The sequence below is a fragment of the Marinobacter sp. genome (assembly GCF_041686475.1).
GTDB lineage: Bacteria > Pseudomonadota > Gammaproteobacteria > Pseudomonadales > Oleiphilaceae > Marinobacter.
Genome location: NZ_JAWLDU010000082.1, coordinates 1 through 7925, shown reverse-complemented (window position 1 = coordinate 7925; position 7925 = coordinate 1). Strand labels below are relative to the sequence as shown.

Here is a 7925-nt window from a genome sequence, read left to right as displayed (position 1 = left end):
TCGGATTCCGTCAGCTCCATGTTGCGGAGCTCGTCCGCGCTGAGTTGCTTCCACCAGCTTTCGAAGTGCCGGCCGCTGACAATGTTCTCTGGCAGGCGCTGGTCGTAGAAATCCACCAGTACTTCGTCTTCCACCAGCAGATCCCGGCGCCGCGTCTTGCGCTCCAGGTTTTCGACGGTGTCCAGCAGCTCGCGGTTGCGTGCAATGAACGGCGCCTTTGACTGGTAGTCGCCCTCCACCAGAGCGCGACGGATAAACAGGTTGCGGCATTCGGCCGGGTCCACCTTGCTGTAGGGAATCCGCCGCTTTGGGATGATATCCAGCCCGTACAGGCTGACTTTCTCGTAGCCCATCACCTGGGCGCGTTTCTGCTCCCAGTGGGGCTCGAAATAATGGTGTTTGACCACGTGCCCGGCCAGGGGTTCGATCCATTCCGGCTCGATCTTCGCCACCACCCGGGCAAACACCCGGCTGGTTTCGACAATTTCCGCGGCAACAATCCACTTGGGGCCGGTTTTCGACACCTTGGAACCCGGAAAGATCATCACCTTGCGATTGCGGGTGGCCAGGTATTCCTTCTTTTCCAGCTTGACCGCAACATGCCCGAGCAGGCCAGCCAGCACCGCTTTGTGGAGCGACTCATAGCTGGCAGCCTCTTTGTTCAGCTTGAGTTTCTGTTCGCGGCAGATGAGGGTGAGCTGGCGATGGATATCCCGCCACTCCCGCATGCGCATCCACGACAGGAAGCTCTTCTGGCAGACTTTCTTGAGCTGGTTCTGGGACAGTTCCTGGCGCTGTTCCTCGTAGAAATTCCAGATGTTCAGCAACGTCAGGAAGTCGGATTCCTTGTCGTTGAACGGCGCATGGGCCTGGTCGGCGGCCTGCTGCTTGTCCTGGGGCCGCTCCCGCGGATCCTGGACACTGAGGCCGGCGATGATCACCAGGGTTTCCGCCAGGCTGCCCTGTTCTGATGACGTCACCAGCATCCGCGCCAGCCGCGGGTCCAGCGGCAACCGCGCCATGGTGCGGCCAAGGCCGGTAACCCGACGCTTGTCGTCCACTGCCCCAAGCTCTTCCAGCAGTTTGTAGCCGTCATTGATCAGACGGGCGTCCGGCGGCTCCAGGAATGGGAAATGCCGAATGTCCCCCAGCCCCGAGGTGGTCATCTGAAGGATGACGGAAGCCAGGTTGGTGCGCAGGATCTCCGGGTCCGTGTATTCAGGGCGGTTGATAAAGTCGGTTTCGTCGTACAGCCGGAAACAGATACCCGGTGCCACACGACCGCACCGCCCTGCCCGCTGGTTGGCGCTGGCCTGGGAGACCGGCTCGATGGGCAGGCGCTGGATCTTGGAGCGCACACTGTAACGGCTGATCCGCGCCACACCGGTGTCGATCACATAGCGTATCCCGGGCACCGTCAGGGAGGTTTCCGCCACGTTGGTGGACAGCACCATGCGCCGGCCACGGTGGCTCTGGAAAATCCGGTTCTGTTCCTGGTTACTGAGGCGGGAATACAGCGGCAGCACCTCGGTATGGCGCAGGTCCGCATGGCGCAGCACCTTGCTCAGGCTGCGGATTTCCCGCTCCCCCGGCAGGAACACCAGCACATCGCCGGGGGGCTGTTTTTCCACCCGCTCGTGCTGCTCGATTTCCTCCATGGCCCGCAGCACGCCATCGGTCCAGCCCTGGTCGCGGTCGTCCTCGTCGCCGGTCAGCGGGCGATAACGAATATCCACCGGATAGGTGCGGCCACTGACTTCAATCACCGGCGCATCGTTGAAGAAGCGGCTGAACCGCTCAACCTCGATGGTGGCGGAGGTGATGATCACCTTCAGGTCCGGGCGCTTGGGCAGAAGCTGGCGCAGGTAACCCATCAGGAAGTCGATATTGAGGCTGCGTTCGTGGGCCTCGTCAATGATCAGGGTATCGTAACGATCCAGGAAGCGGTCGTGCTGAACTTCCGACAGCAGAATGCCATCGGTCATGACCTTGAGGCGCGACTGCTCGGAGGTGGTGTCGGTGAAACGCACCTGGTAACCCACCTGGCCACCGGTCTGCTCCCCCAGCTCCTCGGCAATTCGTCCTGCCACTGTGCGCGCAGCAATACGTCGCGGCTGGGTATGGCCGATCAGCCCGCGAATGCCGCGGCCGCTGTTCATGCAGATCTTGGGAATCTGGGTGGTTTTGCCGGAACCGGTCTCGCCGGCAATGATCACCACCTGGTTCTGTTCGATGGCCTCGCGAATGTCATCAACCCGCTCCGATACCGGCAGCGAGGATGGAAAAGTGGCGGGTTTGTGAAGTGCCTGGCGCTCCCTGACGCGGGCATGGCCCCGGTCGAGCCACTGCGCCATTTTTTCCAGGTCTTTCTGCCCCGGGCGGCCCTTCTTGCGGGCCACCAGCTTGTGAATACGGGCCGCCTCCAGCTGGTTACAGGCATCCAGCTGTTCCATGATGGCTTTGACGGCGGCCTTACTGTCCGGCGTATTCGTGGGCTGTTCTGTCGGGGCTTGTGACATTGGTCCTTTTACTTGTTGACGGCTTCGTCCCGGAGCTCGCGACGCAGGATCTTGCCAACGTTGGTCTTCGGCAGCTCATCGCGGAATTCGAAGGTCCTGGGCACCTTGTAGGCCGTCAGACGCTCACGACAGAATTCCTTGAGCTCGTTCTCCGTCACGCCTTCTGCAGTGGGAACCAGGTAAACTTTCACCGCTTCGCCACTCTTGGCATCGGGCACGCCAACGGCGGCACATTCAACCACCTTCGGGTGACCACTGACCACATCTTCGATCTCGTTCGGGAACACATTGAAGCCAGATACGATAATCATATCTTTCTTGCGGTCAACAATACGGATATAACCGTCTTCCTGGATGAGCGCAATGTCGCCCGTTTGCAGGAAGCCGTCCGGGGTAAAGGACTTCTGGGTGTCTTCCGGACGCTGCCAGTAGCCGCGCATCACCTGCGGGCCTTTCACACACAGTTCACCGGGCTCACCAATCGGTGTTTCATTGCCGTCATCGTCGATGGTTTTCAATTCGGTGCCCGGAATCGGCAGGCCGATGGTACCAAGCTGGATGGCACTGTTGGGGTTAAAGGTGACAACCGGCGAGGTCTCGGTCATGCCGTAACCTTCGGCAATCTCGCAGCCGGTGACACGCTGCCACATTTTCGCGGTGTCGCTGGTCAGCGCCATACCGCCGGAAGAGGTCAGCTTGAGGCCACTGAAGTCCAGGCCCTGGAACTCTTCGTTGTTACACAGCGCCACGAACAGCGTGTTCAGACCCAGGAATGCAGTGAACCTGTGGTTCTTCAGTTCCTTGACGAAGCCCGGAATATCCCTCGGGTTGGGGATCAGCACGTTATGGGCGCCGGCTTCCAGCATGATGCCGCAGTTCAGGGTGAACGAGTAGATGTGATAAAGCGGCAGCGGTGCGACCACCACTTCCTTGCCCTCTTCCACCGTGTCTTCCATCATCGGGCGAACCTGCAGCAGGTTGGCCACCAGGTTACCGTGGGTCAGCATGGCACCCTTGGCCACACCCGTGGTACCGCCGGTGTACTGCAGTACCGCGATATCGTCTTTTTTGCACTCAACCGGGGTAAACTTCTCCTTGCTGCCGGCACTCAGCACCGCAGGCAGTTTGTGAGCCTGGGGCAGATTGTAGGCCGGTACCATTTTCTTCAGGTGCTTGACCGCCGCATTCATCAGCGTGCGCTTCAGCGGAGAATGCATGTCGGCAATTTCGGTCACGATCACGTGCTCGATGCCGGTATGGGGAAGCACTTTCTCGGCGTTATCGGCCATATTGGCCAGCACCACCAGCGCTTTGGCGCCGGAGTCATTGAACTGGTGCTCCATCTCGCGGGTGGTATACAGCGGGTTTGTGTTTACCACGATCAGGCCCGCTCGCATGGCGCCGAAAACAACAACGGGGTACTGGGAAACGTTGGGCATCTGAACCGCAATCCGGTCGCCCGGTTTGAGGTCGGTCTTGTTCTGCAGCCAGGCGGCGAAATTACGGCTCTGTGTATCCAGGTCGCGATAGGTCAACGTAGCGCCAACAGCGCTGAAGGCAGGTCGGTCGGCGTATTTTTTCACCGCCTGATCAAATACATCCACCATGCTGGTGTACTTGTCCAGGTCTACTTCATGGGGTACACCGGCGGGGTATTTGTCCTGATAGAACTGCGCAAAATCCATCACCATCTCCTGTTGGGCGTTTGTGCTTATAATGTTTACCGATCCCGGATTGATCAAAAAATCAACCAGACAAAAGTATCAGCCTCGAAAAGTCGGGAGAGAATAGCAGTTTTGTGAACGATGAGGTAGTTTTCGAGGGAGAACTGTAGCCCTTATACCCAACAACGGAATGGCAACATACCCACCAGGACCCCGAGCGGAGCCCATATGAGCGATACCCTCAATACGCTTGAGAACATTACCTACGACGAACTTCAGGAAGGCGACTCTGCAACCTACGTAAAGACGCTGACAGAAGACGAACTGGTGCTTTTCGCAGCAGTGTCCGGCGACGTCAATCCGGTGCATCTGGATGCCGTATACGCTGCCGACTCTTCCTTCCAGGTGCGTATTGCCCATGGCATGTGGAGCGGTTCGTTGATCTCCGCAGCCCTGGCCACGGTGATGCCCGGCCCGGGAACCATCTATCTGGAACAGAGCCTGACGTTCAGACGACCCGTGAAACTGGACGACACCCTCACCGTCCACCTCACCGTGCTTTCCAAGGGGCGCAGGAACCGCGTTACCATGGGTTGTGATGTACGCAACCAGAATAACGAGCAGGTGGTCTCTGGCGAAGCAAAGGTGATCGCACCCACCCAGAAAATGTCACTCAGCAAACCAAGCCTGCCCAGAATCACGATTGAACGCTAGACAGGTCACCCATAAGAAATCCAAGAACGTCGGATTTTTTGACAGGTAGACAACAGAATGAAGTCTCAAGTGACGCCGGAGCGCTATACGGAACCACTAACCCGTTGTTTTTTATGGCAGTAATTTACATGGCCCTGGATTTGCAAGTACTGAGAGGCGGGGTGGTGAGATAGTCACCCCGTTTGATATGCCGAGCTTAGCCGATGCCCTCAACCGCATCGGCTTTTTTTATCACTTGCTCAGCTGCTTCATGGCCGATTCCAGGCCTTCAATGGTCAGCGGGTACATGTGGTCATTCACCAACTGCCGCGTCATACCCAGGGAGCCACCCTGCCCCCAGTAACTCTCCGGCAGCGGGTTGATCCATACCACCTTGCGGAAGTGCTCGGTAATGCGCTGGAACCAGGTGGCACCGGCTTCCTCGTTCCAGTGCTCGATGGACCCGCCCGGATGAGAAATCTCGTAGGGCGCCATGGTGGCATCCCCCACGAAGATCACTTTGTAGTCCGGCGTGTACTTGTGAAGGATATCCCAGGTACTGGTGGTCTCGTTCATGCGGCGGATGTTGTTCTTCCACACGCTCTCGTAGACGAAGTTGTGGAAGTAGAAGTATTCCATGTGCTTGAACTCCAGCCGTGCGGCCGAGAACAGCTCTTCACACACCCGCACGTGGGGATCCATGGAACCGCCCACATCAAAGAAGATCAGTACCTTGACCGCATTGTGCCGCTCGGGAACCATTTTCAGGTCCAGGTAACCGGCATTGCGGGCGGTGGAGCGGATGGTGTCGTCCATATCCAGCTGGTCGGCGGCGCCCTGGCGGGCAAATTTCCGCAGCCGGCGCATGGCCACCTTGATGTTGCGGATGCCCAGGGTGACGCTGTCGTCCAGATCCTTGAATTCCCGCTTTTCCCAGACTTTCACCGCGCGGCCGTGACGGCCCTTGTTCTGCCCGATACGAAAACCTTCCGGGTTATAGCCATTGGCCCCGAACGGAGACGTACCACCGGTGCCAATCCACTTGTTGCCACCCTGGTGACGTTCCTTCTGCTCTTCCATGCGCTTCTTGAAGGTTTCGATCAGCTCTTCCAGGCCACCAAGCGAATCGATTTTCGCCTTGTCTTCCTCGGACAGCTGCTTTTCGAATTCCGCCCTCAGCCATTCGTCCGGAATCAGCGCTTCCATCAGGTCATCGAGGTTTTCGATGCCTTCGAAATAGGCCTGGAAGGCGCGGTCGAACTTGTCGAAATGGCGCTCGTCCTTGACCAGGCACACCCGGGCCAGATAGTAGAATTCTTCCATATTGGCGAACGCAAGCCGGTTCTGCAGAGCTTCCAGCAGATCAAGAAACTCGCGCAGGCTCGCCGGTACTTTTGCACGCCGGACTTCGAGAAAAAAATCAATCAACATACTGTGTTGCTCTTGCCGGATTTCAGCTGCGACGACGGGCCATAAAGGCCAGCTTCTGCAGCAGGTGGACATCCTGCTCGTTCTTCACCAGGGCGCCGTAAAGCGGCGGCAAGGCGGAACCGGTGTCCTTTTCCTGCAACATTTTGGCAGACAACTCGTCTGCCATCAGCAGTTTCAGCCAATCGATCAGCTCGGAAGTCGATGGCTTCTTCTTCAGGCCCGGCACCTTGCGAACGTCGAAGAAGACTTCCAGTGCATCCCGCACCACCTGTTGCTGCAGGCCCGGGAAGTGCACGTCCACGATGCTATTCATAGTGCCGTGGTCCGGGAAGCTGATGTAGTGGAAGAAACAGCGGCGCAGGAAGGCGTCCGGCAGTTCCTTCTCGTTGTTACTGGTGATGACAATGATGGGGCGGTGTTTGGCGCGCACGAGCTTTTGTGTCTCGTACACAAAGAATTCCATGCGGTCGAGTTCCAGCAGAAGGTCGTTGGGGAATTCGATATCGGCCTTGTCGATCTCGTCGATCAGCAGGACCACCTGCTCCTCGGACTCGAAGGCTTCCCAAAGCTTGCCCTTGACGATGTAGTTGCCGATGTCCTTGACCTTTTCGTCCCCGAGCTGGGAATCCCGCAGGCGCGATACCGCATCGTATTCGTACAGGCCCTGCTGGGCCTTGGTGGTGGACTTGATGTGCCAGGGAATCAGGCGCATGCCCAGCGCGGCCGCCATCTCTTCCGCCAGCAGGGTTTTACCGGTGCCGGGCTCGCCTTTGATCAGTAGCGGCCGTTGCAGTGTGATGGCCGCGTTCACCGCCATTTGCAGGTCGTCAGTGGCTACGTATTTCTCGGTACCGGTAAACTTCATCTGTCAGTATCCTGTTCGGTTAACGGTTAAACGTCTGTTTGAAATTGGCGTTCAAGTATAGAGAACCTGAGCCCCGGTGATAAGAGCCGGTTACTTTTTCCCGTCGTCAGATTTATCGTCGTCGTCGAGCAGCCCCTTGTCATCGTCGGTGTCCGGCAGGTCGTCGAACTCCGAGAGATCGAAATCCTCCAGGCCGAATTCATCGTCTTCGTCTTCCGGAACCGGCTCTTCCGTCTCAGGTTCGGGTTCGCCCGCCGGTTCGGGTTCGGGCTCGCGCTCAGGCTCGGATTCCGGCGCTGATTCTTCAGGCTCGGGTTCATCCACAGTGGCATCGGCGACCGGAATGTCGTCTTCGGGCACTTCCGCTTCCGGCTCAGGTTCAGGGATTTCCTCAGCAACAGGAATCTCGTCCTCGCTTTCTGGTTCTTCCTCGGCCTGCTCTTCTGGCGCGATGACAGGAGGCTCTTCCTCTTGCTCCTGCTCCTGCTCCTGCTCTGCCTCTGGTTTTTTGCGGCGCATCACCAGGAACACCGCGCCAGCAACGGCCAGCACCCCCAATCCGCCAGCGAGTCCGATAACCCACATTGGCAGCCCACCGGATTCCTCGTTTTCAGTGGCAGGCTCGGCTGCAGGTTCCTCAGCCTGGCTGATATCAATCGGCCCGTTGTCGGCAATTGGTTCGTCCGCTATTTCCGGCTCTGCTTCGGGCTCTGGCTCCACCGGTGCCGGCTCGGGCTCAGGTTCGGGTTCGGG

General features: G+C 58.3%; 5 protein-coding genes and 1 pseudogene. 1 reads left to right on the top strand and 5 read right to left on the bottom strand.

What is annotated here, in order from left to right; translation table 11 throughout:
- Nucleotides 1-2519: ATP-dependent RNA helicase HrpA (gene hrpA, locus ACESMB_RS13755; protein ID WP_372971842.1), on the bottom strand; the 2519-nt coding region annotated here is incomplete at its 3' end.
- A gap of 8 nt (nucleotides 2520-2527) precedes the next feature.
- The gene (locus ACESMB_RS13750) at nucleotides 2528-4204 is read right to left on the bottom strand and encodes an AMP-binding protein (RefSeq protein WP_372971841.1); all 1677 of its coding nucleotides are present in this window, start codon (nucleotides 4202-4204) and stop codon (nucleotides 2528-2530) included.
- A 207-nt stretch (nucleotides 4205-4411) separates the two neighbouring features.
- On the opposite strand from ACESMB_RS13750, the gene ACESMB_RS13745 reads away from it, so the two are divergent.
- Nucleotides 4412-4897 (top strand): MaoC/PaaZ C-terminal domain-containing protein, encoded by a 486-nt coding sequence (locus ACESMB_RS13745; RefSeq protein ID WP_372971840.1) that lies wholly within the window; start codon nucleotides 4412-4414, stop codon nucleotides 4895-4897.
- Nucleotides 4898-5128: 231 nt separating this feature from the next.
- Here the strand turns inward: ACESMB_RS13745 and ACESMB_RS13740 are convergent, their stop codons facing one another.
- The 3 genes and pseudogenes from ACESMB_RS13740 to ACESMB_RS13730 form a co-directional block, all read right to left on the bottom strand.
- On the bottom strand, nucleotides 5129-6307 hold the full coding sequence (locus ACESMB_RS13740; RefSeq protein ID WP_372971839.1) for a vWA domain-containing protein: 1179 nt from the start codon (nucleotides 6305-6307) through the stop codon (nucleotides 5129-5131).
- A gap of 22 nt (nucleotides 6308-6329) precedes the next feature.
- On the bottom strand, nucleotides 6330-7172 hold the full coding sequence (locus ACESMB_RS13735) for an AAA family ATPase (protein WP_372971838.1): 843 nt from the start codon (nucleotides 7170-7172) through the stop codon (nucleotides 6330-6332).
- Nucleotides 7173-7262: 90 nt separating this feature from the next.
- Nucleotides 7263-7925, bottom strand: a pseudogene (locus ACESMB_RS13730) (hypothetical protein); the annotation flags it as partial.

Coding starts and splice junctions, on each gene's coding strand:
- ACESMB_RS13750 (WP_372971841.1), bottom strand. CDS start 4,204: ATGGATTTTGCGCAGTTCTATCAGGACAAATACCCCGCCGGTGTACCC.
- ACESMB_RS13740 (WP_372971839.1), bottom strand. CDS start 6,307: ATGTTGATTGATTTTTTTCTCGAAGTCCGGCGTGCAAAAGTACCGGCG.
- ACESMB_RS13735 (WP_372971838.1), bottom strand. CDS start 7,172: ATGAAGTTTACCGGTACCGAGAAATACGTAGCCACTGACGACCTGCAA.
- ACESMB_RS13745 (WP_372971840.1), top strand. CDS start 4,412: ATGAGCGATACCCTCAATACGCTTGAGAACATTACCTACGACGAACTT.